General features: G+C 33.3%; 25 protein-coding genes. 18 read left to right on the top strand and 7 right to left on the bottom strand.

Annotated elements, in window-relative coordinates; translation table 11 throughout:
• Positions 1-183: 183 nt before the first annotated feature.
• Positions 184-792: a LysE family translocator gene (locus BM088_RS14220; protein WP_091985211.1), complete on the top strand. Its 609-nt coding sequence runs from the start codon at positions 184-186 to the stop codon at positions 790-792.
• Here the strand turns inward: BM088_RS14220 and BM088_RS14215 are convergent.
• Positions 770-3772 (bottom strand): response regulator, encoded by a 3003-nt coding sequence (locus tag BM088_RS14215; protein ID WP_091985206.1) that lies wholly within the window; start codon positions 3770-3772, stop codon positions 770-772. The two genes, BM088_RS14220 and BM088_RS14215, sit on opposite strands and share 23 nt — an antisense overlap.
• Positions 3773-3950: 178 nt before the next feature.
• Here BM088_RS14215 and BM088_RS14210 point away from each other — a divergent pair, with 178 nt between their 5' ends.
• From BM088_RS14210 to BM088_RS14185, 6 genes are all read left to right on the top strand, one after another.
• Positions 3951-5921 carry a hypothetical protein gene (locus BM088_RS14210; RefSeq protein WP_091985202.1) on the top strand — a complete coding sequence of 657 codons (1971 nt, stop codon included), beginning with the start codon at positions 3951-3953 and terminating at the stop codon, positions 5919-5921.
• Positions 5922-5995: 74 nt separating this feature from the next.
• Positions 5996-7141, top strand: coding sequence for a hypothetical protein (locus BM088_RS14205; RefSeq protein WP_091985199.1), 1146 nt, complete (start codon positions 5996-5998; stop codon positions 7139-7141).
• Between the two features lie 42 nt (positions 7142-7183).
• Complete coding sequence (locus tag BM088_RS14200; protein ID WP_091985195.1) at positions 7184-9172, top strand: type VI secretion system Vgr family protein; 1989 nt, start codon at positions 7184-7186, stop codon at positions 9170-9172.
• Positions 9172-9777: a DUF6931 family protein gene (locus tag BM088_RS14195; protein ID WP_091985191.1), complete on the top strand. Its 606-nt coding sequence runs from the start codon at positions 9172-9174 to the stop codon at positions 9775-9777. Before BM088_RS14200 ends, BM088_RS14195 begins: the two co-directional genes overlap by 1 nt.
• Positions 9777-10076, top strand: a complete 300-nt coding sequence (locus BM088_RS14190; protein ID WP_091985188.1) for a PAAR domain-containing protein — start codon at positions 9777-9779, stop codon at positions 10074-10076. Before BM088_RS14195 ends, BM088_RS14190 begins: the two co-directional genes overlap by 1 nt.
• 5 nt (positions 10077-10081) lie before the next feature.
• On the top strand, positions 10082-10315 hold the full coding sequence (locus BM088_RS14185) for a hypothetical protein (RefSeq protein WP_091985184.1): 234 nt from the start codon (positions 10082-10084) through the stop codon (positions 10313-10315).
• Positions 10316-10324: 9 nt separating this feature from the next.
• On the opposite strand, the gene BM088_RS14180 is transcribed toward BM088_RS14185, so the two are convergent.
• A complete protein-coding gene (locus BM088_RS14180; protein WP_091985181.1) occupies positions 10325-11062 on the bottom strand; it encodes a type 2 periplasmic-binding domain-containing protein in 738 nt (245 codons plus the stop codon).
• 222 nt (positions 11063-11284) lie between these two features.
• On the opposite strand from BM088_RS14180, the gene BM088_RS14175 reads away from it, so the two are divergent.
• The gene (locus tag BM088_RS14175) at positions 11285-11929 is read left to right on the top strand and encodes an outer membrane beta-barrel protein (RefSeq protein WP_143085080.1); all 645 of its coding nucleotides are present in this window, start codon (positions 11285-11287) and stop codon (positions 11927-11929) included.
• Between the two features lie 68 nt (positions 11930-11997).
• Entirely contained in the window at positions 11998-12633 is a 636-nt protein-coding gene (locus BM088_RS14170; RefSeq protein ID WP_091985176.1) for a thioredoxin domain-containing protein, read from the top strand.
• Positions 12634-12844: 211 nt separating this feature from the next.
• Here BM088_RS14170 and BM088_RS27260 read toward each other — a convergent pair whose 3' ends face one another.
• Positions 12845-13021 carry a hypothetical protein gene (locus BM088_RS27260; RefSeq protein ID WP_177208054.1) on the bottom strand — a complete coding sequence of 59 codons (177 nt, stop codon included), beginning with the start codon at positions 13019-13021 and terminating at the stop codon, positions 12845-12847.
• A gap of 281 nt (positions 13022-13302) precedes the next feature.
• On the bottom strand, positions 13303-13557 hold the full coding sequence (locus BM088_RS14165) for a DUF2960 domain-containing protein (RefSeq protein WP_091985172.1): 255 nt from the start codon (positions 13555-13557) through the stop codon (positions 13303-13305).
• A 509-nt stretch (positions 13558-14066) separates the two neighbouring features.
• Between BM088_RS14165 and BM088_RS14160 the strand changes: the two genes are divergently transcribed.
• Positions 14067-14339 (top strand): hypothetical protein, encoded by a 273-nt coding sequence (locus BM088_RS14160; RefSeq protein ID WP_091985168.1) that lies wholly within the window; start codon positions 14067-14069, stop codon positions 14337-14339.
• 200 nt (positions 14340-14539) lie between these two features.
• Here the strand turns inward: BM088_RS14160 and BM088_RS14155 are convergent, their stop codons facing one another.
• A complete protein-coding gene (locus BM088_RS14155; RefSeq protein ID WP_091985164.1) occupies positions 14540-15079 on the bottom strand; it encodes a methylated-DNA--[protein]-cysteine S-methyltransferase in 540 nt (179 codons plus the stop codon).
• Complete coding sequence (locus BM088_RS14150; RefSeq protein WP_091985161.1) at positions 15079-16455, bottom strand: DNA-3-methyladenine glycosylase 2 family protein; 1377 nt, start codon at positions 16453-16455, stop codon at positions 15079-15081. Before BM088_RS14150 ends, BM088_RS14155 begins: the two co-directional genes overlap by 1 nt.
• A 119-nt stretch (positions 16456-16574) precedes the next feature.
• On the opposite strand from BM088_RS14150, the gene BM088_RS14145 reads away from it, so the two are divergent.
• From BM088_RS14145 to BM088_RS14135, 3 genes are read left to right on the top strand one after another with little or no spacing between them, the layout of a single operon-like run.
• Positions 16575-17108: a GNAT family N-acetyltransferase gene (locus BM088_RS14145; RefSeq protein ID WP_091985157.1), complete on the top strand. Its 534-nt coding sequence runs from the start codon at positions 16575-16577 to the stop codon at positions 17106-17108.
• A 49-nt stretch (positions 17109-17157) separates the two neighbouring features.
• Positions 17158-17577 carry a GFA family protein gene (locus tag BM088_RS14140; protein WP_091985154.1) on the top strand — a complete coding sequence of 140 codons (420 nt, stop codon included), beginning with the start codon at positions 17158-17160 and terminating at the stop codon, positions 17575-17577.
• A 45-nt stretch (positions 17578-17622) separates the two neighbouring features.
• A complete protein-coding gene (locus BM088_RS14135) occupies positions 17623-18216 on the top strand; it encodes a class I SAM-dependent DNA methyltransferase (protein ID WP_091985149.1) in 594 nt (197 codons plus the stop codon).
• Between the two features lie 184 nt (positions 18217-18400).
• Here BM088_RS14135 and BM088_RS14130 read toward each other — a convergent pair whose 3' ends face one another.
• On the bottom strand, positions 18401-19381 hold the full coding sequence (locus tag BM088_RS14130; RefSeq protein ID WP_091985144.1) for a hypothetical protein: 981 nt from the start codon (positions 19379-19381) through the stop codon (positions 18401-18403).
• Positions 19382-19555: 174 nt separating this feature from the next.
• Here BM088_RS14130 and BM088_RS14125 point away from each other — a divergent pair, with 174 nt between their 5' ends.
• The 5 genes from BM088_RS14125 to BM088_RS14105 form a co-directional block, all read left to right on the top strand.
• Positions 19556-19849, top strand: coding sequence for a YciI family protein (locus tag BM088_RS14125; protein ID WP_091985139.1), 294 nt, complete (start codon positions 19556-19558; stop codon positions 19847-19849).
• A 229-nt stretch (positions 19850-20078) separates the two neighbouring features.
• Positions 20079-20762, top strand: coding sequence for a hypothetical protein (locus tag BM088_RS14120; RefSeq protein WP_091985135.1), 684 nt, complete (start codon positions 20079-20081; stop codon positions 20760-20762).
• A complete protein-coding gene (locus BM088_RS14115; protein ID WP_091985132.1) occupies positions 20759-21757 on the top strand; it encodes a tetratricopeptide repeat protein in 999 nt (332 codons plus the stop codon). Before BM088_RS14120 ends, BM088_RS14115 begins: the two co-directional genes overlap by 4 nt.
• A 442-nt stretch (positions 21758-22199) precedes the next feature.
• Positions 22200-23831, top strand: coding sequence for a M28 family metallopeptidase (locus BM088_RS14110; RefSeq protein WP_091985127.1), 1632 nt, complete (start codon positions 22200-22202; stop codon positions 23829-23831).
• 599 nt (positions 23832-24430) lie between these two features.
• On the top strand, positions 24431-26920 hold a 2490-nt coding region (locus BM088_RS14105; RefSeq protein WP_177208053.1), incomplete at its 3' end, for a fibronectin type III domain-containing protein.

Raw genomic sequence — 26920 nt, 5'->3', positions numbered from 1 at the left:
AATGAACAAAATTGAGATTTTAAAGAACAATTGACTATTCAAAAAGAAAACGATCTCGCTATCGATATGGTGTTTATATCTCTTTCCATGAAATTACTTCATGGCTGTTAGTCTATAATTTAATTTATTTTCATGTTTGAAATTGGTTAGACTAAGTACTTAGTGAAATAAATAGGAAATAACATGGAACTCACAGCATGGTTCTCTTTAGCTACAATCTGTCTTTTAGGTGCTATGACTCCAGGTCCAAGTTTGGCAATTGTTTTAAAACATACAGTTGCAGGCGGAAGATTGAATGGTTTGGTTGCTAGTATTGCACATGGTGCGGGTATTGCCTTATATGCGATTTTAACAGTCATTGGCATGGCTGTTATTATTAAAGAAACACCTTGGTTATTTAATATCATTAAATACTCTGGGGCAGTATTTTTACTTTGGTTAGCTTATAAAGCCTTTACATCAAAATCATCTCTCGGTGAACTTAAACATCAAACCGCCACAGTTTCACTAAAACAAAGTGCATGGGAAGGGTTTATGATTGCATTTCTTAACCCTAAGATAGCGATGTTTTTTATCGCTTTATTTAGTCAATTTATTGATGCTAATGCGAGCTTACAACAAAAAGTAATTATGGTGAGTACGGTCGGAGGGATTGATACAGTTTGGTATTGTTTAATTGCCCTTGCTTTATCTAAATCTAAAGTATTAGAAAAACTTCGTAATAATGTGCATATTATTGAAAAAATAACAGGTGTTGTTTTGTTAGGTATTACAGCAAGAGTTTTGATGTAGGTCTTAGTTGCTCTGTGAGTATTTGATATAAGTAATGTAGCTCTATCGGTTTATTGATACGAGCGTTAAAGCCTAAGTGTTGAAAATTGCTAATATCATCTTTAATTTTATTTTCACTAATAGCAATAATCGGTAAAATTTTATTTATTTCTCTGATCTGTCTACATGTTTCAATGCCATTTAAATTTGGTAACCTAGTATTCATTAAAATGATATCAACTTGTTTTTTATTTAAATAAGATAGCGCTTCTTCACCGCTTGAAACTACATCTACATCTGCATTTGTTGCTTCAAGCATTGCTTTAATTATTACTTTACTTATTTTGTCACTTTCAACCAATAATATGACTTTATCATTAAAGTGAGGTGCGACCTCTTCAGTATGTAATTGTATTTCTGAAAAGTTTTTGTCTTCTTTTATCAAAGGTAAAATGACTAAAAAACATGAGCCTTCACCTTCGATACTGCCTACACTAATTGATCCATCCATGAGTTGTATCATTTTTTCTACTATTAATAAGTCTAGGTCAGAACCATCGCATAAGTATGTTGTTAGTTTAGTTCCTTGGTCTATATGGTTAAAGAGGCTTGAGACTTTATCTTTATGCATGCCTATGCCAGTATCCGATACTGAAATTTTGAGTGACTTTCGATTGGTTTTAGAGTTAATAATATCAATGTGAATGTCAATTTTTCCATCTTGGGTAAACTTTAATGAGTTAATTATCAAGTTTAAAACTATTTGCCGGATCCGAACAGGATCTGCTAACCAGCCATCGGTAAAATTGCTTGAATATGTAAGCGATAATAGGACATTTTTTTGTTCAGCAATAGGTGTCATATCAAGCATTAATCTATGTAATAGTTGTTTAAGGCTAATGACAGACTCTTCAATAAATAATTTATCATCTTCTATTTTTGAGAAATCAATGATGTCATTTATACTGCATAACAATGATTTAGAGGAAAAGATTGCTTTTTCTATTAAGTCTTTATTTATATGTGAATCACTTTCGTGTTGTAATAATTGTAAAACACCATAAATACTGTTCATAGGGCTTTTAATTTCATGACCCATATACTCAATAAATTTACTTTTAGCGAGTTTTATAGATTCAGTTTCACATTTTGCTTTATCAAGCTGTACTTCATTATGTTGTTGTTGTGATATGTCTTTAATAATACCAATAAACAGCTGTTTTTTAGCACTTAAAACTTCAACTAAAGTAATTTCAATTGGAAACTCTTGTTGGCTTTTTGTGAGGCCTTTGAGGCTTTTCCTTTTAGTAATAATTGATGTTTTTTTGTTAGCGTTAAAGCCTTGTACATGTTTATCATGCGCTAAACTTAACTTTGTTGGCATTAATAAATTTACGCTCCTACCTACAATTTCTTCTTTAGTGTAACCAAACAAAGATTCTGCTTTATTTGAAAAAGATTGAATAATGCTTTTATTATCAATTATCACAATGGCGTCATTAATGTTTTCTGCAATTGCATTGTTAGTCTTTTTATCATCAGAGAAGCGTTCTTTAAGTTTGCTAAGTTCATGGGACTTTTGTTGTAATAAATACCAATATTGAGAGATAAATGCAGATAAAAGTGTGGCAAAAAAGGCCGAGGTAAATAGCCAAGCTGGTAAAAAAGTTGTGATGTTTTTAAAAAAACTCAAGTTTGGCGTTATGATAATGCTCCAAGTTGAACCCGCGAGTTGAATATTTTGTTTTAAAGAAAAGTAATTTTCATTTTTTAACTGTGTATTGTTATAAAACTCTTGATAGTTATGGTTCAGCTTTATAGATAAAAAATGACTTGTATTATTTAGGACTAATTGTTTAAAAAATAAATCAATATTAATATAAACAACTGTAAAACCTTTAAGCGGGTCATCTTTTGAACTGTCACCGTTTAATAGATTCGGTATGATAACTAAAATTGACTTATTATTTGATTTTGTTTCAGTTATAACGCTTGATGAAAGGGCTTTCGTTTTTTCAACGTGTTCAAATAATTCTAATAACTCTGAAGATAAAAAGTTTTGAGTATTAGCCTTTGGCAAACTAAATACATTAGAAGCGCTATTGATATTAAACCATTGAATACGCGTGATCCAAGGTGTGTTTAAAATAAGTTTATTTGTGTTTGTTGGAATGTTATTTGAATTCGTTTTGATACTTTTTATGTGTTGTAATTGTGTATCTAATTGCTGCTTTATTTGGGTTCCAACTAGATGCATTTCTTTATTTAACTCGGCTTTTATTTTAGTGTTTTCTTGATATACACCAACTAACCATATCGCTAACAATACTCCGCTGACTATAAAAATTTCAAAAAGAGGTTTTGAGTCTTTATAGTGATTAATAAAACTAAATTTAAGACTGATGCCAATACAAATAATGCCTAAGGCAGTATGAATTGCCATGGGAGAAAAGTAACTCCAAGCAAAAGTGAAGTTTAAATTGAAAACATACCCAAGTAATGAAATAACAGGTAATGACAGTATAAAAAAAGTGCAAGTTTGACTTAAGGTTAATTTTATTTCTATTGGAAAGGCACTTGATGAAAATAACAAAATAATAATTGAAGAGAATAATAAACATATGGCTGTGATAGGAGACATTCTACCTGGTAGTAGGTTATATAAGTTGCCTTTTTGTGCTAAAAAAAATTGATCTACACCTAAATTAAAATCAAGTATAAACTGCATTAAAGTTATGAAACTAATGAAAAAGACTAAACTTGGTAAAATGAAGCTCCATTTGTAATTGACTGATAATATACCAACTCCCAGCAACGATAAACATAAGGCTGTATTATAATGCATAGGTGCAAGAGAAGAGTGTAACTGGGTAATGACCGCCTGATTAAAATACCAGCCAAGTAAAACGATTAAACCTAAAGTAATGCTAAATATTGCAAATGTTTTACTAAGCAAAGATAAAGTGATAGAGGCATTACTTTCATTGTTTTTGATATTCATTGTTATTTTAAAATAATCCCAAATACAAAAAATAAAACTTTTATAAATATAGTAAAAAAAAACAAGAATGAAACTAGTGAACCCAATTACAGCAATTTAATCTATAAGATATCTAATGCTAATTAATGAAATTTATCTATAATTAATCAATTATTTATTTTACTAAATAGGCATTTTGATGGCTTTACCAATACTCATGAGTTATGACGAATGGAGAGAGCAAACATATGCAGGGAAATTATCGACTCGTAGTTCCTTATTAAAGGAAGTCGATACAGCAATACAAAACTATGAAACTGATAAATGTGAGGATACGTTATCTGATCTTAAAATTAAATTTGGTCTTTGGTGTCAATCTAAAGAGGACTTTCGTTCGTCTATACGCAGTACAAGGTCTGATGCTCCTTGGAAATTGCATTTACAATTGTTTTTTGGTCCAAAAACTGATGCGCAAACACTGCGTGAATTAGCGTTAATGAAAGAAGCGCAACGAGATGTTTGCATGCAAATTTTTCGTGGTTGCAATATGAAATTTAAAAGTAAACTTAAAACAGCTAAAGACTTTGCTTCAGATGTAAAAAGTTTATTAGAACAATTAGGTTTTAAAGGGTTTAGTGTGCCTTCGATGGTACGGGAGATCATAGATAAAGTTAAGGGTGGAGTGAATAGAGCTGTTAGTGCTGTTGGTAAGTCAACAATAGGTGGCATAATCAATCATGTGGTTAATTTTGTATTGGGTTTGATTAAATCATTGCAAATAACAGTAATGCAATTCATTGATATGCTAAAAACTGAAATATATAAGCTTTTAGAAAACTTACTTATGCACCTTATTCCATTAGCAAGTACTGCTAAATTCATTCTTGAGTTTGCTCCCAAAGTTTATGCCTTAGTTAAAAAGCAACTTGATATTAGAAAAACACGTATCGCTAAGTATTTTTTTGCACAAGGAGATCCTAAAGCGGCAGTTGATAGCTTAAAGCAGGCGCTACAGTCAGAACGTAATGCTATGGCGGTTGATTTAGCCGCAGATTTAGCATCTGCTGCAACGGATGCTTTTGCGCCTGCTGGTGCACAAGCCGTAAAGTGGGCTAATGATTTTAGACAAACACTAACAAGTATCATTAAAACCATTACGCATTGTAAAGAAATTAAAAAGGTTAATAAATTATTTAAAAGTTTATATGTTTCTTCTTTTGACCTTAATATTTTTAAAACAAGCCCATTATTAGCATGTTATGTGATCAGTAGCTGTAGTCAAAGCCAGCTTGTAGCAATGTTACCGGGAAATGCTTATAGTTTTTCTACTTGGATAAGTTATACCAAACGGGTTATTGATGACCATGTACGGCCAATGCAAGAAGAGGCACGTAGGGTTATGGAAGAGCACCCTTGTGAAGTTGAAGGCGTAGGTGATGCTTTAAGAGAAGATGCTGACCAACTTAGAGAAGCAATATTAAAACATAAAGAGCTTACTTCAGGCTATTTGGGGGATATACATCACGCGGCACATCTAAGTGAAATTCGCAGGTTTGATAAACCAAGTTTAACTCACGCAGGTACAAAAATAGGATCTGGTAAAGGTGTGTTAGATGAAATCACTTGGTTCAAGAAATCAAAGTTAACAAGTACGGATACTAAAAAAGTTAACCCTGTCGCAGTTATGAAAGAGTTTGAGTTATCTCTAAAAAGTATTAATAATCAAATTTTATCTAAAACTTGGTTAAATGAACAAGCATTTAAACGTGCTATTTTGGGGGATAAAGTTATTGATTTAGCTAAATGGAAAAAGCTAAGTTGGGTTACTTTTGGTAGAAGGCATGAATATACTCAAGCGATAGATAAAGGGTTAACAAGTTACAGTCAATTATTTCAAACAAAAAAAAGTAAATATGGTGCAGCAGTAACAAAAGCGCAACTTAATACTTGTTTACAGGACATTCAAAACAGAGTTGATTATTTATCAACAAAAATATTGGTACCATTACACAGTTGGTTAGATCCAAATAATAAAGTTCATCAAACTTCAAAAAGGCTAAAAGCCATGCAGCAATTACGGATATTAATAGATAGTGAAATATCACAGTTAAGTCTATTACATAGCCAATATTCGACTAAAAACCATCAAGCTAAGTTACTTTATGGTTAATTTTTTCATGATAGCTTGACTGAGTAGTTTTGAATGTTAGATTGTAAAAAGATTAGATTATTGTTGAGGGTGAAATGCCAATAAATACTAAACAAATACCAGAAGTATCTTCATTTGAAGATATAAAAATTCAACAAGCGATTGTAAAAAAAAATAAAGCTGCCGTGATGGCAAAAATAAATTTACAAGGACGTATGTCTCAAGGGTTCCGTTTAGTCAATAATCAAGCGTATGAGCAAAAACTTCAGAAACTGAGATTAAAAATAGCAAATTATCAGTATAAAAATGAATCAAATAAGCACCAAGATGAATCTATGCTAAGCATAATGACAACTAAAGGGGCTATTACTCATTATTTGGATTCAAATACTAATAAGAAGTTAAACAATAAGGAACTTGATTTTAAAGCAAGAAACCAAATTGCCAATACTCAGCTAAAAAGAAAGCAACTTTTTGTTATGTTTCAAAATACCTGTGAAGCTCAGGAAGAATTAAAAGAATATGCAGTGCAGATTTCCTCAGTATGTAATGGCATAGTTAAGCAGCCTCCAGGTGCTTATTTTGGTGTGAAAGACTTTCATGGTGCCTTAGATAAAATAACAAATCGTAAAAGAAATTATGATATTGGTGATTTGAAAGATGCAGCTCGAATGACAATCATATTTGATAATATGGAAGATATGGTTGCTGCAAAGTCAATGATTTCACTCACAAAAGAGTTTAGCGAATTACAGCATTTTCAATCCGCAATGAAAGATAGATATGGTACAGGTAAAGGTGCCCATTCAAAATATAATTGTGGTGCAACAGATGCAGGATATAAAGATATAAAATTTTTTTTAAAAATGAGCAATGGTCATATTGGTGAGCTGCAATTAAATACAAAAAATATGATGGTAGCTAAAAAGAATGGTCATATAATTTATGATGTATTAAGAGATGGTGGCGCATTAAATAAACCTTTTACAATTACAAATAAAGAAGTGATTGCTAAAGTGCTCAAAAATATGAGTGAAAAATGGTTTGATTTTGTAAAGACTCGCGTACCAAAGGCACAATTAGAATTAACTGAAGTTAAAAAAATAGTTAAAAGGTTAAATGATAATGTAGAACGTGGAAACCAGACTCTTACTGTGAGTTTAGATGAAATAAAATCATTGTCGGCTGTTAGCTTATTAATATATGAGCAAGGCGATAATGCGAGAGTGCTTTTAGATTGATCTATAAAAATAAAATAAATTCGCGACTTATAAGGACAATGCGTGTCATATCAATTTGAAAATAGAGGGTTATATTTTACTGACTCTAATAATAATACTCACTTAGGTCATAAACTGACAATAAATGAAAGTTTATCAGACCCATTTTTAATTCAGGGTGTCCTTGTCAGTAGCAACTTTTCTGCCGATGACCAATTAGGACAACCCTTAAGTTGTCACTGGAATGAAATAGCAGACAATAAGCAAAAAGAAAAACGTGTATTTCACGGGTACTTAACCGAAATTCAGTTAATTGAAAGTCAAAGTGATAACAATTATCAACGTTATAAATTTGTTTTGCGACCGTGGTTTTGGTTACTGACATTTAGAACAAATTATCGGGTTTTCCAACAAAAAACTTTATCAGATATTATATCTGAAGTATTTGATGATGCAGGCTTCTCTGGTAATTATACGTTAGGAACTTTACCCAGTGATGAGCGTAATTACTGCGTTCAATACAATGAAACAGACTTTGACTTTGTACAAAGATTATTATCTGAACAAGGCATTCATTATTATTTTACACATACGAGTAATAGTCATCAGTTAAAATTACAAGACCCTAGTTCACCCTATGAAGATGCATCAGTATCTAAACTTGATTACAAGCCAAGTCGAACAGGCGAACAAATGCTGGTTACTCAATGGCAGCCTAAATTGAAGCTTCATGGTAGTGCTGTTAGCAGTGTGAATTATGATTATGAGAGTACACAAATTGTAGATAGCAGCGACAGTAAGTCATCTCATAGTATCGCAAACAATCAAAAACTAACTCAATATGAGTTTGGTACTAACTCAGTTAAAGGGGATATGAGCGACTTAACAGCTTCAGTGGTTAAAAATAAACTTAATCAAATACAAAGTGACTTTAGTTTAGTGGAAGCTAAAAGCATAGTAGAAGAGTTAATGCTTGCGACACAGTTTGCTTTATCGGCTCATCCAGATGCAAATCAATTAGGTAATTATGCCATAGAAAAAATTACCCACACTATTGAAGCCGCAGAGCAATCAGTGACTTATCATAATCAATTTATTTGTCGTCCAAGTAGTTATCCAAGTTACCCCAAATTTAAGAAAAAACCGATAATCAATGGTTTGCAAACTGCAATAGTCATAGGTGGTGATACAGGTCAGCCACAGCATGATATAAGTGGGAGAATAAAAGTACAGTTTCACTGGGATAAAGTGGGTGGAGATAGCCCTAGTTGTTGGATCCGAGTATCTCAACCTATGGCAAGTTCAGGTTTAGGCATGCAGTTTATACCTAGAGTTGGCGACGAGGTGTTAGTCAGTTTTGTTAATAACGATCCCGATCAACCTGTGATCATAGGAAGTGTATATAATAGCAATAATCCGCCACCTTATAATGAATTAAATAGTACACAAAGTGGCATCAAAACACAGCTTGGTGAGACCGCAAACGAAATTCGTTTTGATGATAAATCAGATAATGAACAGTTATATTTTCATGCGGCAAAAGATCATTTAACTGAAGTTGAAAATAATTTAACACAAACAATAACAAATGAATTTACCAGCACCACAGAAAAGGCGATTTCAGTTACGGGCAATGATAATTATTCATTGACCATTAAAGAAACCTTGGCAGAAAAAGCCAAAGAAATTACCATGACGGGCGATGATAAAATCACCTTAACCGTTGGTAGTAATTCAATTGAATTGAGCACAAGTGGCATTGCTATAAAGTGTGACAAGCTTACAGTAGACTCTACCGGTGATGTTCAAATCAATGGTGCAAATATTAAATTGAATAGTGATGCTGAAACCAAAGTGAGTGCAGGTAGCAACTTTTCAGCAAGTGCTAATGCGAATGCTGAACTGTCTGGTAATGCAGGTGTTACTGTGAGTACATCAGCGCAAGCAAAAGTCAGTGGTAGTGCAGGAGCTGAATTGAGCTCTTCAGCAATGACAAAAGTATCTTCTTCAGGTATTACGCAAATTTCAGGCTCCTTGGTACAGGTAAATTAATGTATAAAAAAATCCCAAATACATCAGTAGCTTCAATTTTAAGTCGTTATGAATTATCTGAAGATGCACAAAATTGTACAAACCCTGATATGACTCCAGCTCTTGCGATTGAAAGTTTGCAAACGGCAAAGTTGTATAATGATGTTATTCAATTTATAGCACATGCATTACCTATGGTTGATGCGATAAATTGGGCCAGTATTGTACTGGAGATAAGAGAAAAAGAATGGAGCGAAACCCAAGTTCATGCCATAAATAGTGCTAGAAATTGGTTAAAACAACCGAATGAAACATATCGTATACGTGCAAATCAATTAGCGGATAGAGTAGGGCTTGAAACCGCGCCAGCTTGGGTTGCTAAGGCTGTTTATTGGTCTGGAACAGGATCTATTGTTGCTCCAGAATTACCTGCGGTAATGCCGCCCGCTTTTCTGTATGGACATGCGGTTGCAGCTGCAATAACAGTCGCTGCAGCAGTGCCACTATGGCAAAAAGAGGACATGGGCTATGAAAAGTTTTATATCAAAGCAATTCAATTAGGTCTTGAGATTGCGAATGGTCAAGCTGTTACTACAACACTTTTAAGTATTAAAGAGGAAGCCTGATGGGACTACCAGCAGCAAGAATAACTGACATGCATGTATGTCCAATGCAAACACCTGCTGTGCCACCGATACCACATGTTGGAGGTCCAATAATAGGTCCTGGTGCACCCACCGTATTGATAGGGAGTTTACCTGCGGCTGTAATGGGGGATAATGCTACTTGTGTGGGTCCGCCAGATAGCTTAGTAATGGGGAGTACTACGGTTTTACTTGGTGGTAAGCCTGCTATTCGTATGGGTGATACCAGCGCCCATGGTGGATCAATCGTAGCAGGTTTACCAACTGTATTAATAGGTTAAATATAATGATTCAAACTTTAAGTAATATTGCTAATAGCCACTTTACCAATATCTTCATCGCTTTGTTTTTAACAGGCACAAGTTTGTATCAAATTTATACGCAATTACAAACTGATTCCCATCAAATAGGCGCACATCATGGTGTAGCCTTATATGGACTGGTGCTGTTAATTAAAGAATTTTTAAATATGCTACAAACAACAGATAAAGCAATTACACATATAAAAGAAAGTGAATAAACTTTTACGTTATGGATTTGACACTCTCATTTTCAGCGGTAAATGGCTTTCATTCATTATTTTATCGTAGTCACCTTTTTCAATTCCTGACCTGATAGCATCATTTATTATCTTTTGTAAAATTTTATAGTTTGGGTTTTGCTTTGATAAAGCAACATGCGCTGATCTTCTTTCAGCTCCTGATGTTTGGAATTTAATGTTTTCTGAAATTGATTTTAATTCATTATTTAGCAAATATTTTCCATAACCTTCTGCCAAAATAAATTTCCCAATTTTCTGTTTCGCCAGTTGCTTTAAGCCTCTTTGAGCTGTGGCAATTTGTAATAATTCATTTTGCTGTTGGTTTGAGAGTATTTGATCTAAATTACCAATATTAACTGTGCCTATTGCTCCTTGGGCGTTTTTATTCAATTTATTTATGAAAAAACCAAAATAGTCATAGCCTAAAGGAGAGCTCAATACGGCCCATTTTTCTCTTCCAATAAGATTTGCAGCCAAAAAAAGCCCATCTAGTTTACCTTCTTGAACGGTAACAAGTGCATTAATTGAAGACTGAGAAAAAACACTAACTGTATGGCCTGATTCTCTTAATGCTTGAGTTAAAAAAATCCAACTTGCACGATAAAGAGGGTAATTATCTGAGATCATACGGCTATGATCTAAACCCACAGCTAAACGTATGTTTCTGGCACTTGATGGAGGTGAGATGAAAGTACAAATAATAAAAATAATAAATAGTTTATTCATTTTGAAAACTTCTAAATAACAAGAATGAAAATTGAATCTTAATTATAGTTAATTGAAATAAATTATGAAACATAAGACTTTGTAACGCGTATTGTAAGGTTTTTGTGAAAGTTAATAGGGTAATTGTTTGAAGCTTATTTTATTAATAAATTTGATAAAAATATTTTATATTTATTTTCTGTGATATTTTTAGATTATAAAAATAAAAAAGGAATATTTCAGATGAATATTTTAGTTAGTACACTTTTAAGTGTATGTGCAGTCTCATCAAGTTTTGTGTTCTCAAATGAAACAAATACATTTAGTTATATGGGGATTTCAGTTCAAAATGTGAATTTTGAAAATGTGAATTTCACACCTAGTTTAGATACTAATTTACAAGAACCATTAAAGTATCAAGAAGATACTTCGTCAGGTATGGGAGCTCGCATTTTTATAGGTCAAAATTTCAATGAATTTATTGCAATTGAAACGGGTTTTTCAATGCTGCCAAAATCTGATTTTAAGGTAATAGAAGACATTACAAAAACTGATGGGACCACTGAAGTCAAAGTACATCATAAGGGCGAATTTAGCACTTTAAGTTTAGATTTTAGAGCCATAGGTTCATATCCTATCACTGATAATATTTTTTTAAGAGCGCAGCTTGGTGCTTATGCATTTGATAATCAATTTGAAACATTAACTCAGAATGTTGATGGTTTACTCATTGTTAATGAAAAAGACCGAGGAGTGTCATTATTAAGTGGCATTGGATTTGGTTATGGTTTTAGTAAAAATATAGCCATGACCCTTGATTTAGAAAATACAAAAGTTGCAGATATTTCTACTAAAATTATATCCTTAGGCATTATGATAAGACTATAAATGTAATAATTAAAAGCAAAACTCACGACATCATAAATTTCAAAATAAACTAATAAAAGGTTTCTAAAATGACTAAGTTCTTTTCATTTTTTGTATTTATCGCAGCAATAAGTTTGTTAGGCTGCTCTGATCCCCAAAGCCAGAATGAAATCAATCAATCAAAACAATCAACATATGAGGAAGATAAACACTACCGCATTGTTGAAAATATAAATTTTGGTGATTTAAAACCGCCATTTCTGATTGAATATTTTTGGTTGGGTTGCCCTCATTGCCAAAATTTTGAGAAACCATTACAAAAATTCAAATCCGAGAACCCAAATATAGGTTTTATTAGAAAACATGCGGTTTTGTCTGAAAATTGGGCTAATGATGCACGTATCTTTTATGCACTTCAAGAAACTAACAATATGGCTCATTTTTCAGAATTGTTTGAGTTATATAAAGCAGGTATTGATCAAGAAGGTTTTGAATCTTTTTTTGTTAAAAATAAAATAGATAAAACGCAATTCTTAGAGGTTGCAGGAAAAAGTGAAAATGTATTAAACAATATGAATGAAAGTTATGAAGAAATGACTGAGAATAAAATAACCAGTGTGCCTTCAGTGGTAGTTAATGGTAAATATTTGGTTATTGCATCAGAAGATACCGATAATAATGAAAAGTATTTTAAACTTGTGAAATATCTTCTTAAAAAACCATAGAAACTAGAAAGGATAAGCATGTTTATACAAGGCTTACAAATGACAGTCAGTGGAGAAGATTCAATAATGAAAAATCTTTTTCAGTGTCATAAATTACACAATAAAACTGGAATTGGACCTTGTTTCTGTTTATTATTTGTACTTTTAAATGACTTTTAAATGACTTTTAAATGACTTTTAAATGACTTTTATTTAATGGCTTGTGAATAAATTATTCACTGGATCTTCTTTTTAGCAATATACTCATTTCTAAGCGAATTTCTTGTAAATATGAATCGTCATAGCCTAAAGCCAAAAATTCTTCTAAACATGCTTTGTATTGGCTTATTCTTTCTAGAGTCGATCCTGGCTGCCCTAAAAATCCTTCTTGTTGATATGTAAAGTCCATTTTAAATCGCCTGTATTAACATAAGTAAGTAATATTAATTTTAGGTTAATTTAGATAATAAAATAGTACCCATTTAGTTCATCATATAAATGAAATATGGGTGGTTGAATATAAAAACAATAAAATACAGTGTGTTATGAGTTTTTATTGTTAATTTAAAGTTTATTTTATGACATGACCTATTTGTTTTTGAGATATATCGCACAAATAGATATGAAAAAATCTGAATATGTAGGGTTAAAGTTGATAAATAGTGTTTATTAACTCCGACCCCTTTTTAATTATTCTGACTTGGGGTCGCCTTTTATGAAGTAAAGGTCGCTAAATCCCATTTTTTCAAATTCAGAATCTCGATAATTTCTTACCGCTGAAGAGCCTTTAGAGGTCATTTCTATTTGTTGCACCATTTTTAAGTAATTGGTTAAATCTATACCTTCTTCAGCTGCAACAGCTTCATGCATATTATGATATTTGTCGTAGGCGAAATTAATTTCTTTTGCTTTGTTTTTAAATTTGTAGGTGATTCTGCTCGCCATTTTTATTGCCTCTAAAAGGTTTATGATATTTAAAAGATACCTAATTGCAGCGTATTTTAAGCTTTAATTACTTCAAATCCAGCTTTTATTTTCTATTGTTTTTGTATTGCATATTGCATTGTTACAAAGGATCTCTATTTGTATCGCATCATACACTTTTTAATAATAGTTGGGTTTATACCATTTTTAAGTCAATCAAAAATTTGTAAAACGAGTTTTTCTATTGGTTTAGGGGCTTCCTTGGTCACCTTATTATTTTGAAATAAATAAAAAGTCTATGGGCATAGATATTGAAATCATTAAAACTATTTTTTAACAGTTAAATATTTGATCTATCTATATAAAAATGTCATCAAGCGTGCAAAGTTTACCACAGCTAAAAAAGGAAGGTTGACCTGTTTTATGCCGCGAGCTTTAGTAAAGGCTGTAATAGGTCTATTTTCAGAACCTTATCACGATGAAAATATGCGTTTTTTTGGAGTTCAAGTGAAGGCCAAGACTTAAATAATTTGGGTTTAGTCGGGTTATTAGAAGGGAATTTAATAGAAGGAAATTTAATAGGGGTCATTAACCCGGGAAGTTATTTTGGATCGCGTTTTAATCAAGTTTCAAAAATAAATCAAACTTGGCTAATCGTTAAAGCTGTGTCTATAGTGCAAAAAATGGGAATGATATTACATAAACGAGTCAACTTTACGATAGAGGATGCATTAGCCGGAAGATATTATTTATATAAAAATAATATTGATAATATAAGGTTTCATTCAGTATCGTTTATCTAAATCAGGTATCTCTGCTGTTTAGCCGTAAAACTGTATTCATAGAAGAAGTTGAAAAAATAAATAAAGCACTTTCAAATAACAGGTATAAAATTAAAGAAATAATCAAATGTTACTTTGGAGACTTGAGTCATTAAATTATCGCTATATTTCATCAGCTAAATTTTAATGTCACAATTTGTGCTTGATCTATTTCATTTTTATTATTTTAAAAATTGTGTTTTATCTTGTCGTTTATGGAGTACATTTTTAATATCAAGCCTGTCATTTATTTTGGCATTTTTAATTTTAATGCCTTCATGTTTTAATAACCAGAGTTTACGTTCTATTCCGCCGGCATAGCCAGTTAAAGTACCAGTAGCACCTATCACCCTATGACAAGGCACTATAATACTGATGGGATTACGACCATTTGCACCACCTACAGCTCTCACTGATTTCGGATTATTAAGTGATATCGCGATATCACCATAGGACAGTGTTTCACCAAAGGGAATTTTTGTTAAACATTGCCATACTGATTTTTGAAATTCAGTGCCTTTTTGATCTAGAGGTACAGTGAAAGTCTTAAGTTTACCGTCAAAATACTCAGTTAATTCTTGTTTACACAGTTCGGTAATATGATTGGTATTTACTTGTGTTTGACGGTTTTTATCGCCACAAAAAATAATTTGAGTTATGCCTTTATCTGATGCCTTAAACTCCATTAAACCTAAAGGGCTGAGCATATAATCTGTATACATTAAAGTTGGCTCCATAATTGAAAAGTTAAATAGCTTCTCCATGGAGATGCCTGTTCGGGTAAAAAATTATAATCTGCATTGCCAATTGCTTTTTTAATGCCCAGATCGCCACCCAAAAATATATCAGGATCGCTCAGCCCTCGCATTTTTGCATAATTAATTGTCCAAGGTCCAATACCTTTGAGCTTGAGCCATTGTTCGGCATCATTTGGATTGAAATGTTCAAGGTAATGACTTGCTAAATTTTTAAGCGTTTGTTTTCGAGAGTTTGGAATTTTCAAAAAACTTAAATCACTTTCATTAATTGATTTAGGTGTTGGAAATAGTGTGTTTTCTCCGATAGATTGTCCTAATGTTTCTACTAAAGTTGTCACTAGATTTCTCGCTGCAACAACGGATATTTGTTGACCTAAAATGGCTCTGATCCCGGCTTCAAACATACTCCAAATACCGGGCAAACGTATCCCCGATTTTATTGGAAACTGGTCCTTAAAGTTTTGTTGCAAGTCGTATTCAACAAGAGACATATCAACATCTAAGTCTAATAATCGTCTGATGTTATTTATTATAGGTTTTAACTGTTTGACATCACTTAACTCTACTGAGACATCAAACCTATTTTTATCTCTAATATGCTTGGCTGTAAAGCTACCGACTGTACCGAGCCATTCAAATGTGCGACCATAACTATTTTGATCTCCCCATTCAAGTTTATTAATACGCCTGGTGCTATAAAAATTAAGTATAAAACTACTGTCATAAGGTGGTCGGTAATATAACTTCAGTTGTAATGAGTTTGACTGGGTTGCACTTGATTTTCGCATTTGAGATGGCGTTAAATTAAGTTGGCTGACAAAGCAGTCATTAAAGCGCCTTATACTTGAAAAGCCACTTGCTAAAGCAACTTGTGTGATTGGAAGCTTTGTCTGGTGTAATAACTGTTTTGCAAATAAGCATTGCTGGTAAAGTGCATAGGTCTTCGGAGATGTTCCTAAGTGCTTTTTAAAAACGTCTCGGAGATATCTATCGCTTATACCTAAGCGTTCTGATAAAGCTTGTAAGTTACCTTCTTGCAAAGCCCCTTCATCAATGAGTTTAATGGCGCGTTCTAAAGTGGTGCTCACACCCTTCCATGCTGGAGAGCCAGGTGCACTGTCGGGTCTACAACGTAAACACGGGCGATAACCTGCAGTAGCTGCGGCAATAGCAGTTGAAAAATAGGATACATTTTCTTCCTTAGGCGGAAATACAGGGCAAATAGTACGACAATAAATCCCCGTTGTTCGTACTGCAGTAAAAAATTTGCCATCAAAGCGTGGATCTCGCGACATTCTTGCTTTTTGACAAATTTCATCATCTAAAGGAGGATTGAGCATCAAAATAATATCTGAGTTAATGTTAAAGTAACTATAACTTAGCAAAATTTAAATTCTAGCCATAATCGGAAGTGAAACCTGAAATAAAAACTTTCAAAATAAAATTTAATGGAATAAAAATGACACCAAAACTTAATTCAAAAAACTATATCATACGTGCTTTTAAGTATTCTGACTTACAAACGTTTGCTGATTATCGGGCTAGACCTGAAGTTGCCCAGTTTCAGAGTTGGTCCAGTTATGTTCTGGAAGATGCGATTTCATTATTTGAAAATATTGACTATAAAAATTTTGCTGTGGCCGGTAATTGGTATCAATTAGCCATAACTGACATACAAACAGATAATATATTAGGAGATTTAGCGGTTTATTTTATTGATGATCAGCAAGTTGAAATTGGTTTTACCATAGCGCCTGAATTTCAAAAACAAGGCATCGCATTTGAAGCGATTAATTGTTTACTTACTTATTTGTTCACAGAGCTCAAGATACATAGAATAATCGCGATCACAGATGCTAACAATACAGCAAGCTATAAATTATTAGAAAAAATTCGTTTTAGAAAAGAAGCACACTTTATTCAAAATGTATTTTTTAAAGGTGTCTGGGGTGATGAGTTTCAATATGCATTACTTAGTACAGAATTTAAATAAACTAAAAGTGATAAAATCATTTTTACTATTTAACTATAAGGACATATAAATGTTAGATTCAAATTCTTCCAGTTGTTTATGCGGTAGCATTAAAATAACTGTCGCAAATATCAACCCTAAATTTAGTGTATGTCATTGTGAAACATGTCGAACTTGGGGTGGGGCACCATTTTTTGCTGTGCAATGTGGTACAGAGGTAGAAATAGATGGCAGTCAAAAACTTAATGTATATGACTCATCTCCTTGGGCATCTAGAGGGTTTTGTTCTGAGTGTGGAACACATTTGTTTTATAAATTAAAACAAACCGGTGAATACAATATGCCAGTAGGCATGTTCCCGAATTTAAAAGGTTTAAAAATGAATATGCAATACTTTAGTGACCAACGTCCTGATTATTACTGTTTCGCGAATGAAACTAAAGAAATGACAAAAGCTGAAATTTTGACTTACTTTGCATCAAAAATATAAATACTTTATCTACTCAATCAATATTAAAGTCCAAAGGAGAATCATGTGAAAAATGAATGGGATGAATACGCACAAAATTGGGATATTGATCCTTCAGTTTCCTTATATGCTAACAAAGTCTTTACACAGCTTAATCGGATTGTTGATATAAAAGAAAAAACAATTCTTGATTTCGGATGTGGCACGGGAGCGCTTACTCAGTTAATGAGTCCAATAGCAGATAATATTACTGCTATTGACCCTTCATCTGAAATGATTAAAAAATTAGCACAAAAAAAACTAAAAAATGTTGCTACCATCTCAGATTATTTATCTGAAAACTTAATCCTACAATACCCAGCATTAAATAATCAATTTGATATTATTGTAGCTTCATCAGTGTGTGGTTTTGTACCAGAGTATGAAGTCACTTTAGGGTTATTAAAATCACTATTAAAAAATGATGGTTTATTTGTTCAATGGGATTGGCTTTCAGAAGAAGACAATGCAACGACAGGGTTAACTGAACTCAGAGTCAAAAATGCGTTTGAAGCTATTGATTTCAATATAAAAGAATTATCTAGCCCTTTTATAATGCAAAGTGAAAAAGGCAGTATGCCCGTTTTAATGGCTGTCGGTGAAAATGCGGTTAAAAATTAGCTGTAACTTCTATATATAAAAACCGCTATACGCGGTTTTAAGGTTATGAAGTAAAAAAACTCAAATTTAGGGGAATGGCTCAGTCAATCAGGACTCATAATTGATGTCATATAAAAGTGAATTTTGATTATCATTTAATGTTTTTAACTCATTCTCTTATTGACTAAAATTAAGACTGTGCCAGCTAAATTGCTCCATGATAAAGCTCTCTATTATTGCTCATATCCATTACCATAATACCTGGCGGACAATCAAAGTATACTAAGGTACCGTATAAATCTTTTTCTTTGGTTGTGGTTTGCAAAGTATGGCGTAAATCATTCCAACTGGCTTTTTTAAGCAAATAACTTTTATATTGTATTTCAGGCATTGTATCAGCTCTTATAACCTGTAAAGACTGTTCCGTCATGCTATAACTTGGGTGAAATTTAGAATACATTTCATTCATAGCAACTTTGCCTAATGTTGCTTCTATTTTTTCTTTTTCTACTAAATACCCATCTTTTAAAGTGGGTAATAATCGTCTTTGTGATGTGGTGGTTTCACTTTCAACACCTATAAATAAATCTGGGACTGTGCGGCCTTTTTTTGCTGGTTTTTGTCCACTAACATAACCACAAGCACCTACGCGACCCACAATGCTCACTTTGTAGGGAGCTGAGTTTTTAAGTCCTTTAAATACCTTATAAGCAAAGCTGGTAATGATGTCGTGTTTTCGCACATCTTTAAGTTGAGGACCTGCGTAGTTCGCGGTTCTTGCTGCATAACAAATCATTAAATCTATATTAAAATTGCCACCTGAAAGCAAGAAGCATTTTAAAAATTTAACTAATTGAGTATGTGAAAAAATCACATCGCCTTTAGTTACTTTATTAAAACAATGGTCGCTGTCTTTTTCGGTGCCATGAGCAGAAATTACAATTTTTTTTGCGTTAAATAGCTTCATGCGAACATCAGACATTTCTTCTAAATAGGTTTTTACTTTTTTCTTATCGGAATGGAAAATATTACCTTTTTTGAAATTGAATACATACTCTGCAGCATCAATCACTTCAACCTGTGTGCCAGATGATCGGTTCATTTCTATTAAGCCTTGTTCAAGCTTGTCAAAAGCGCCATCTGATTTATCGGCGAGTAAATTTAAAATCACTATAGACTTTGGCATATTAAATCCTTTTTATTTAAATGATAGAAATCATGATTTTGGAACAATATTTCATTAGTATATGTAATGTTTAAGGAACAAATGTGGAGGAAATAAGGAAAATATCTTTAATGTATTAATTTTAGGTAATTATTTATTCATAACAGTGAAATATAAATTTAAATGGAGACTTGAATGTTTATAGTATCTTTAACCTATAAAACTCAGTTATCACAAGTCGATAACTATATAAATGAGCATATAATATATTTGGAAAAATATTATAACTTAGGCAAGTTCTTAGTCTCAGGTCGTAAAATTCCTCGTGATGGTGGGATTATTTTAGTTAATGCCACTGACCGCAGTGAACTTGATTTAATTATAAAAGAAGATCCTTTTTATATTGCAGATATCGCAAATTATGACATCACAGAATTTATGCCAACGATGACCAAGCAAGGGTTAGATATATTTAAAACCTATATATGACTAAATTAATGGCTTTCAATTGATTTAGGAAAGCCATTTTATTTCATTCAATTCATCCAGTTTCCCATTATTCGGACTTTATATGTTTTTTCATTCCCATCTTTGGGATGAAACTGAATTTAGTTTACATAATTCTAAGTTACTTCTTTTATAACAATGCCTTAACAATGTGGCGTGTTACCTGCAATCTAACGTTCTATATTAACAATTAAACTTTAGCGAGCTTGAAATGACATTACCTCCACTTGTACTTATTCACTTTATTGCAGGAGCACTCGCAATTTTAGCGGGTTTTTCAGTTCTTATTTTCCCTAATAATATTAAAATTCACAAAACTGCCGGAAATACATTTTTAATCGCGATGCTGATGTTAGGAGTTACATCAGTTTATGTGGCATATAGCAGAGGCATCATGTTGTCACTGATCAATGGTATTTTTATTTGTTATTTAATTTCAACTTCTTGGATGGCCATTAAACGTAAAGCGAATACAATTGGTTATTTTGAATATATCTCATTTATTGGAGTTGTTTTTATAACAGTCATGTTGGTTAAATATGGCTGGCAGGCTGCTATGAGTGAAACGGGGAAATTAAGCGGTTTTGGACTCGGCGTCTTTTATTTTTTTGCCAGTATTGCAGCATTCGCTGCGATTCTCGATTTTAAAATGATTTATCAAGGCGGCACCCGTGGATCTCAACGTATTGTTAGGCATGTTTGGCGTATGTGTTTTCCAATGTTTATGGCAACAGCCGCTTTCTTTTTAGGGCAAGCTAAGTTATTTCCTGAGTCACTTAGAAAAATTGAATTTTTAGCCATCCCTGTTGTGTTAGTTATCTTATTTTCGGGATTCTGGCTATTACGTATTAAATTCACCAACTTTTATCCTACGATGAAAAAGAGAGCTGTATGAAGATATTCAACCTAAAAAAACTTGTATTAATCACATTCATTTCAGGTACTTTAAACTTACCCATACATGCGAGTATTGGCGAAGGCATTACTGCTTTTGAAAATAACAACTTTGAATTTGCTAAAGTCATGCTGCTTAAAGAAGCGGATGATAGTTTTAAAAAATATTTATATTTAGCGCAAATAGCAGTAAAAAATAATCAACTTGATGAAGCTGAAAAATATATAGAAATAGCCGAAAAGATGAACCCTAAAAGTGATGAAGTGCAATATTTTTACGGTATGATCATGGGCTTACAAGCCAAAGAGTCAAGTATTTTTAGCAAAATGGGTTATGTCAATAAAATGCATGAGGCCTTTCGTGCTGCAGTTGAAATTTCACCTGAAAAAGTTGACTATCGTCGTCGTTTAATGGGGTTTCATTTAATGGCGCCAAGCTTAATGGGAGGAGATATTGATGAAGCCTTAAAGCAGGCTTTTGCAATTAAAAAGCTTGATGTATTGTCTGGGGCGTCAGCACTTATACAAGTGTATGCTAAATTAGAAGACCATGAAAAATTGGAAAATGTTTTTAATAATGCGCTTAAACTATTCTCAAATGAACCTGAATTGTTTTATCGAAGAGGTATGTATTTTCAACAACAAAAAGATTATGTAAAGGCTCTAAAAGATTTGCATAAAGCTGCGGATATGACTACATCAACAACCAGACAATATGAGTCTAAGTTTAACGCTTTATATCAAATAGGACGAATAAGTGTCATAAGTGAAGGTCATTTTGATGAAGGTGAAAAAGCATTAAAGCAATATATTGAAGGAACAGAGGTAACATCATCTATGATAGAAAAAGATTGGGCTAAATATCGCTTGGCTAATATTTTTGAAGCTAAAGGTGATAAGAAGGCTGCAATTGCATTGTATAAAGAGATTGTTAAACAAACAAAAAATAGTGATTTAAAAAGCAAAGGGGAAAAGCGGATTAAAAAATTAAGTTAAATGTTTTGTCACACCTTCATTTGTAGAAATGTCTAAGTTTATATGCATTGAAATGATTCAATGCATTTGATATTTACTACGAGAACAACAATAGTTGAGTTTACGTCACAAAGCTGCGGGCTTGTAAGTCGTAGTGCAAACTGTCGTTGTGAAAAAAGCTGAAAGCTTCGTTAATACAAACTCAGCAAAGCCTGAAAAACCTTGCATTAGAAAAATCGATTAATCGCTACAAGCGTCCTGTTAAATTAAGTTCAATAATTGACTTACTTGTGGCTGAAAGTATAAAAATAATACAAAGCAAAATGGAACTATTCAGTGAGTGTTTTTTATCTTTAAAAGTACATAACTACAACTTGAAATTAGCCAGTACATAAAATCAGATATCTTATTGGATTTAAACTCAATATAATCATGGCGTCATTCTCAATCAAAGAATAAAAAAATGAAAAAAGTAATCGGTTTAACTTTGCTAACCTCAGTTTTATTAAGTGGCTGTGGTTCGAATTCTGAAAAAACAAATACGGCGGTAGATATAACTGCCAGCTACAATAGCATAAATAAAGTGCAGTTAATTGAGCATATAAAAGTGCTTGCATCAGATGAATTTGAAGGGAGAGCACCATCAAGTAAGGGAGAGGAGCTTACGCTTGACTATTTAACCAAGCAATTAACCGCTGTTGGTTTTAAGCCTGGAAATGGTGATAGTTTTTTACAAGCCGTTCCTATGGTGTCAATTGAGGCATCGCCTGATATGACATTATCAATTGGTGGTAAAGACTATCAATATGGTCATGATATGGTGATGGGCTCTAGCCGAATTACTGAGTTTTCAGAATTAAAAAATTCTGACTTGGTTTTTGTGGGTTATGGCATTAATGCACCAGAATACGATTGGAACGATTACAAAAACTTAGATGTAAAAGGTAAAACAGTTGTTATTTTAGTTAATGATCCTGGTTTTGCGACTCAAGACCCTGCGATATTTAATGGCAATGCAATGACTTATTACGGTCGTTGGACTTACAAATATGAAGAAGCGAGTCGCCAGGGTGCTGAAGGGGCAATTATTATTCATGAAACTGCGCCTGCATCATACAATTGGTCTGTGGTTGAGCATTCATGGACAGGTCCTCAGTTTGGTTTTGTGCGTGATGATTTAAATAAAGGCCGTGTTGCTGTCGAAGGTTGGATAAATAGCGATGTTGCAAAAGAGTTATTTACCAATGCGGGCCTAAATTTTGATCAAGCGAAAGAATTAGCTGCAAAGGGCAGTTATAATCTTGATATGGGCGATTTAAAAGCATCGATTAGTGTGAAAAATACAGTAAAAGAGTCGGTCTCCTACAATTTCATCGCAACTTTACCTGGCAGCACTCAGCCCGATGAGCATATTCTTTATACTGCACATTGGGATCACTTGGGTAAAGATACAAGCTTAACAGGTGACCAAATTTATAATGGTGCTGTAGATAACGCATCTGGCACAGCGGCGCTTATCGAAGTTGCTGAAGCGTTTGCTAAATTACCTGTAGCCCCGGAACGTTCAATTACAATTATGGCTGTCACAGCAGAAGAGCAAGGGCTATTAGGGTCTAAGTTTTATGCTGCTAATCCGATTATTCCTGCAGCAAAAACCGTTGCCAATATTAATATGGATGCATTAAATGTTGATGGTCGTAGCAAAGATGTTTCAGTATATGGGTTAGGGCAATCTCAACTTGATGATTACCTAACCGTTGCTGCAAAAAAACAAGGGCGTATTATTTCTGGTGATCCTCGCCCTGCTGCAGGCATTTATTATCGTTCAGATCATTTTGCATTTGCCAATATCGGTATTCCAGCGCTTTACGCTAAAAGCGGAAAAGTTCCTGTAGATGAAGCGACTAAGGCATTGCGTGAGCAGTTAAAATCAAGTTTGGGAAAATGTTATCACAACCTGTGTGATGAATATAATGAACAATGGGATCTCTCCGGTGCTGTTGAAGATATGCAAGCATTTTTTGAGATTGGTCATAAGTTATCTAAAGAAAATATTTGGCCACAATGGAGTAAAACTTCAGAATTCAAACGTTAAAATTCGAGTTTTGGTTAAGTAAACATATCTTTTAAATTTATTTGCTGAATCCTTTAAATTATAATTCATTGTTGAAGTCACATTTAGTGGTTTCAACTGTGACTATCCTATTTGGTTCAAATGCAATGATGTCAAAGCTATTTGTAAAATTTCTTGAGATCAAAATTTATAACACTATCAACTTAGATTAATCACTCATAAAGTTGCCCACGAAAGACTCAAAATTACACTAAGTAAAAGAATTGCTATAGCACCCAATCACTGTGTTTAGAGTTAAGGCTATATATTTACATCTATTTTCTAGTATTAATTTTCTTGGTTTGTATATAGTGATTTTTTATTAAGTCTTGATTTCTATTGTATAGGTACAAAAAACAAGTATAATCTGCGGCCTTGTAATAATTACCCTTTAGAGTGACTGTTTTGTGATGATTTAGTTCGATATCAATTTATCGTATTAGAATTAGCATTTTAATACCTAATACCTAATACCTAATACCTAATACCTAATACCTAATACCTAATACCTAATACCTAATACTTTTGATTTATTCATTTTTATAAAATAATAAAAAGTCATTTCTAAAGGATTTTATTTAATGACCCCGCTCTTACATTTACACAGAATATATTTACCTTATATATTAATTGCAATCACGTTTGTTAGTACTTCAGTATTAGCTGCAGCTCCAAATGGGGTGAGTTATTTTACTGCATCCTCTTATAACATTTATAGTGGCGGGAGTACCGTTTTGAGTTGGGGGCGACCTTCTGGTGCAAGTGGTACTATTTATTATAATTTTTCGATTCAAAAATCAAATGGTTCTAAATTTGTAAAGTTAAGTAATACAACATCGCAATCATTTACACGCACAATAAATATAACAGGGAGCCAAACATTTTATGTACAGGCTTGTAATGCATCTGGTGAGTGTAGCTCAGAATCATCAATAAGTGTGATGGTGAGTGAGCGTGTTGTTGCACCAGGAACTGCCAGTACACCAATACCACAAAAAAGTCAGCAGCCTATCAATCAAAATTTAATAGTGAGTTGGGGAGGAGTCGCCAATGCAAATTATTATCGTTTCTATCAAAATGGTGCGCAAATATATAGTGGTTCTAACCAATATGCATATGTAAATAATAATACTCCCGGATATAGGAATTACACGGTTGTAGCTTGTAATGATGGCGGCTGTGGTGGACAGTCTGCTTCTGCTTCAGTTTATTATTATGCTGCTCCCAGTCAGGTGCAAAACTTAAACGCTTCAATGACATCACAAAAACAAAATGAAAATATAGTTTTAACTTGGTCAGCTCCCGGAGATGCTGTCGCGGGTATTACTTATCAAATATTAATTAATGGTAATTTAAAAGCAACGATTAGTAGTACTCAATACAATGCTGTTGTTGAAAAAAGTGGTAGTAATACGTATCAAGTAATTGCATGTAATCCTAATGGCGCCGGTTGCAGTGCTAGCAAGTCTATTTCTGTCACGGGAATAGGAAGTGTTTCTTCTTTTACTGCTTCATCTAGTGTAATAAATAGTGGTAATACAACAATATTAAAATGGTCAATGCCTGCAGGTTTTACTGGTACACCTTATTATAATCTTTATGTAGATAAACCTAATAGTTCATCGAGAACAAAAATTCAAAGCATGACAGGTAACAGCTTCTCCCGTTTAATTGATTTGCAAGGAATACATGTTTTTTATGTGCAGGCGTGTAATGCTTCAGGTATATGCGGTGCTGAGACATCATTATCTGTAACTGTTAATCCAAATCAAGTGAGTTCATTTACAGCTTCGTCTTATAAAATAACATCTGGTGAAAGTACTCAACTCACTTGGGGGGCACCACAAGGCTTTGTGGGCACACCCTATTATAATCTTTTTGTTGAGAAACCTAATAGTTCATCGAGAACAAAGATTCAAAGCATGACAGCTACCAGTTTTACTCGTTTAATTGATTTGCAAGGTTCACATGCTTTTTATGTTCAGGCGTGTGATGCTTCAGGTATATGTGGTGCTGAGGCATCATTATCTGTAACTGTTAATCCAAATAAAGTGAGTTCATTTACAGCTTCGTCTTATAACATTAAGTCGGGTGAAAGCACACAACTTATATGGAGTGCCCCGCAAGGCTTTGTGGGTACACCATATTATAACCTTTATGTAAAGAAACCTGGTGGCTCAGCAAAATCGAAATTTGAAAGTATGATCTTGGGTAGCAGTTTCTCACGTTTAATTGATTTGCAAGGAATACATTCTTTTTATGTTCAGGCGTGTGATGTTTCAGGAGTCTGTGGTGCCGAAACCTCATTAAACGTTGCTGTAAAACCTGGCAAAGTGAGCTCTTTCATTGGAACTCCCTCTGAAATAAATACGGGAGAAGTGACTAAGCTAAAATGGGAGGCACCTCAAGGTTTTGTAGGAACAACATATTATAATCTTTCAGTAAATAAACCTGATAGTTCATCAAAAACTAAATTTCAAAGCATGATAACAGCGGAAACCTTTGATCGAAAGATTGATATGAACGGTGTGCATACATTTTTCGTTGCAGCATGTGATTCAACAGGGCAATGTGGAGATGAACAAAGTACTACCGTGAAGGCTATTGGTATCAGTAAAGTAAGTTTATTTACTATTAGTAAAGATGCATTAGTAACAGGTGAGTCTGCTTTAATTAAATGGTCAAAACCTGAAGGCTTCATAAATACACCGCTGTATAACCTTTATGTTAGTAAACCTGACGGTTCAGCTAAATTAGCGCTTTTGAGTTTGGTATCAGTTGAGCAGTATTCGCATGTTTTTGATATGACGGGTGTTCATACAATTCATATTGAAGCGTGTAATAGCAGTGGTGAGTGTGGCCCTGCTATATCAAAAACTGTCACGGCAAGCATAGGTAAAGTTAGTTCATTTAGTGCAATGCCAAATACTGTTGTTGCGGGTAAAATAATACAGTTAAAATGGACTGAACCTTCAGGTTATCTTGGAGATGCATTTTACAATCTTTATGTTGATAAACCAGATGGAGCACAAAGGTCAAAGTTTAAAAGCATGACTTCAGATATATCTTTT

The sequence above is a fragment of the Pseudoalteromonas denitrificans DSM 6059 genome (assembly GCF_900112265.1).
In the GTDB taxonomy this organism is placed as follows: Bacteria; Pseudomonadota; Gammaproteobacteria; order Enterobacterales; family Alteromonadaceae; genus Pseudoalteromonas; species Pseudoalteromonas denitrificans.
The sequence above is the reverse complement of the archived record's forward strand: the minus strand, read 5'-3'. Positions and strand labels throughout refer to the sequence as shown.

What these genes read in the sequence shown, in the direction of transcription:
- BM088_RS14220 (WP_091985211.1), top strand. Translation starts at nt 184, where the DNA reads ATGGAACTCACAGCATGGTTCTCTTTAGCTACAATCTGTCTTTTAGGT.
- BM088_RS14215 (WP_091985206.1), bottom strand. Translation starts at nt 3,772, where the DNA reads ATGAATATCAAAAACAATGAAAGTAATGCCTCTATCACTTTATCTTTG.
- BM088_RS14210 (WP_091985202.1), top strand. Translation starts at nt 3,951, where the DNA reads ATGGCTTTACCAATACTCATGAGTTATGACGAATGGAGAGAGCAAACA.
- BM088_RS14205 (WP_091985199.1), top strand. Translation starts at nt 5,996, where the DNA reads ATGCCAATAAATACTAAACAAATACCAGAAGTATCTTCATTTGAAGAT.
- BM088_RS14195 (WP_091985191.1), top strand. Translation starts at nt 9,172, where the DNA reads ATGTATAAAAAAATCCCAAATACATCAGTAGCTTCAATTTTAAGTCGT.
- BM088_RS14190 (WP_091985188.1), top strand. Translation starts at nt 9,777, where the DNA reads ATGGGACTACCAGCAGCAAGAATAACTGACATGCATGTATGTCCAATG.
- BM088_RS14185 (WP_091985184.1), top strand. Translation starts at nt 10,082, where the DNA reads ATGATTCAAACTTTAAGTAATATTGCTAATAGCCACTTTACCAATATC.
- BM088_RS14180 (WP_091985181.1), bottom strand. Translation starts at nt 11,062, where the DNA reads ATGAATAAACTATTTATTATTTTTATTATTTGTACTTTCATCTCACCT.
- BM088_RS14175 (WP_143085080.1), top strand. Translation starts at nt 11,285, where the DNA reads ATGAATATTTTAGTTAGTACACTTTTAAGTGTATGTGCAGTCTCATCA.
- BM088_RS14170 (WP_091985176.1), top strand. Translation starts at nt 11,998, where the DNA reads ATGACTAAGTTCTTTTCATTTTTTGTATTTATCGCAGCAATAAGTTTG.
- BM088_RS27260 (WP_177208054.1), bottom strand. Translation starts at nt 13,021, where the DNA reads ATGGACTTTACATATCAACAAGAAGGATTTTTAGGGCAGCCAGGATCG.
- BM088_RS14165 (WP_091985172.1), bottom strand. Translation starts at nt 13,557, where the DNA reads ATGGCGAGCAGAATCACCTACAAATTTAAAAACAAAGCAAAAGAAATT.
- BM088_RS14155 (WP_091985164.1), bottom strand. Translation starts at nt 15,079, where the DNA reads ATGTATACAGATTATATGCTCAGCCCTTTAGGTTTAATGGAGTTTAAG.
- BM088_RS14150 (WP_091985161.1), bottom strand. Translation starts at nt 16,455, where the DNA reads ATGCTCAATCCTCCTTTAGATGATGAAATTTGTCAAAAAGCAAGAATG.
- BM088_RS14145 (WP_091985157.1), top strand. Translation starts at nt 16,575, where the DNA reads ATGACACCAAAACTTAATTCAAAAAACTATATCATACGTGCTTTTAAG.
- BM088_RS14140 (WP_091985154.1), top strand. Translation starts at nt 17,158, where the DNA reads ATGTTAGATTCAAATTCTTCCAGTTGTTTATGCGGTAGCATTAAAATA.
- BM088_RS14130 (WP_091985144.1), bottom strand. Translation starts at nt 19,381, where the DNA reads ATGCCAAAGTCTATAGTGATTTTAAATTTACTCGCCGATAAATCAGAT.
- BM088_RS14125 (WP_091985139.1), top strand. Translation starts at nt 19,556, where the DNA reads ATGTTTATAGTATCTTTAACCTATAAAACTCAGTTATCACAAGTCGAT.
- BM088_RS14120 (WP_091985135.1), top strand. Translation starts at nt 20,079, where the DNA reads ATGACATTACCTCCACTTGTACTTATTCACTTTATTGCAGGAGCACTC.
- BM088_RS14115 (WP_091985132.1), top strand. Translation starts at nt 20,759, where the DNA reads ATGAAGATATTCAACCTAAAAAAACTTGTATTAATCACATTCATTTCA.
- BM088_RS14110 (WP_091985127.1), top strand. Translation starts at nt 22,200, where the DNA reads ATGAAAAAAGTAATCGGTTTAACTTTGCTAACCTCAGTTTTATTAAGT.